At 69.5% G+C, this 1,463-nt stretch carries 1 pseudogene; it reads left to right on the top strand.

The features are described 5' to 3' along the window. Nucleotides 1–78 precede the first annotated feature (78 nt). Nucleotides 79–1,451, top strand: a pseudogene (locus G6039_RS30090) (ISL3 family transposase). Nucleotides 1,452–1,463: the final 12 nt, after the last annotated feature.

Genomic DNA, 1,463 nt, shown 5'->3' with positions numbered 1-1,463 from the left:
GGCTCTTCGCAGTTGGTAGGGGCGTGATGTTGTCCGACCCCGTGCCGTGTCGGTGATTGAAAAAGGGCCCGCGCCCTTGTGAGCTGGGTGTTCTTCAGGCAACCAGACCAGCAAGGAACGCGGGCATGCTCCACAGTAGTGGTTCACTGCTGCTCGATCTCGACGGCGTCGTCGTCGAATCGGTGCGGCGCGTCGACGACGGCAGTCGGATCGTCCGGCTCGGCACCGACCCCCGATGGGTCGGCGTGTGCCCGCAGTGCGGGCAGAGGGCGACGCGGTCGAAGGGCTGGGTCACCACTCGTCCCCGCGATGTGCAGGTCGGCCCCGACCGTCCCCGGCTCGAATGGAGCAAGCGGAAATGGTTGTGCGCCAATAGTGTCTGCGATCGGAAGGTGTTCACCGAGTCGGTGCCGGGCATCCCGGCCCGTGCCCGGGTCACCCCGCGGGCGAAGACGATGATGGCCGCCGGTGTCCTCGACGACGACCGTTCGGTGGCCGCCGTCGCCGCCGAGTACCGGTGCGCCTGGCACACCGTCCACGATCGGGTCGCCGCCGTCGCCGACACCGTCCTCGACGACGAACCCGAGCCGGTGACCGTCCTCGGTATCGACGAGACCCGCCGCGGCAAGGCGAAGTGGGAGACCGATCCGGTCACCGGTGCACGGCGGTGGGTGGACCGCTGGGACACCGGCCTGGTCGACGTCGCCGGTGATCAGGGCCTGCTCGCCCAGGTCAACGGCCGCAGCTCGGCGACGGTGATCGAGTGGCTCGATGCACGCGACGAGCAGTGGCGCCGGCAGATCACCCACGTCACCATCGACCTGTCCAGCGTGTACGCCAAGGCGGTGCGCGAGGCCTTGCCGCACGCCGAGCTGGTGGTCGACCGGTTCCACCTGGTCAAGAAGGCCAACGAGGTCGTCGATGCGGTGCGCCGGCGGGTCACCCAGACCCAGCGGGGCCGGCGCGGCCGCAAGAGCGATGTGGAGTGGATCAACCGGCGCCGGCTGCTGCGCGGCGCCGAGACCCTCACCGGCGGGCAGCGCACCGAGCTGTTTACCAAGCTGCTCGCCGCCGACCCCAGCGAGGAGATCGCCGCCGCCTGGATCGCCAAGGAACTGCTGCGCGATCTGCTCGCGTGCACCGCCCGCGGTGGGCTGCGGCACGAGATCCGGGCCGCCCTGTATCGGTTCTACAAGTTCTGTGCCGCCTGCTCGGTGCCCGAGGTCACCGCGCTGGCTCGCACCGTCGAGACCTGGCAGGACCCCATCGTCCGGGCCATCCAGACGGGCCTGTCCAACGCGCGCAGCGAGGGCTACAACCGAATCGTCAAGCACGTCGGGCGGATCGCATTCGGATTCCGCAACCCCGACAACCAGCGACGCAGGGTACGGTGGGCCTGCACCCGCCGCTCCCGGCGGAGCACACCCAGTCGGCATCAATGCCACTGCTAACTGCGAAGAGCC

The organism is Rhodococcus aetherivorans (assembly GCF_011058165.1).
GTDB lineage: Bacteria > Actinomycetota > Actinomycetes > Mycobacteriales > Mycobacteriaceae > Rhodococcus > Rhodococcus aetherivorans.
The sequence above is the reverse complement of the archived record's forward strand: the minus strand, read 5'-3'. Positions and strand labels throughout refer to the sequence as shown.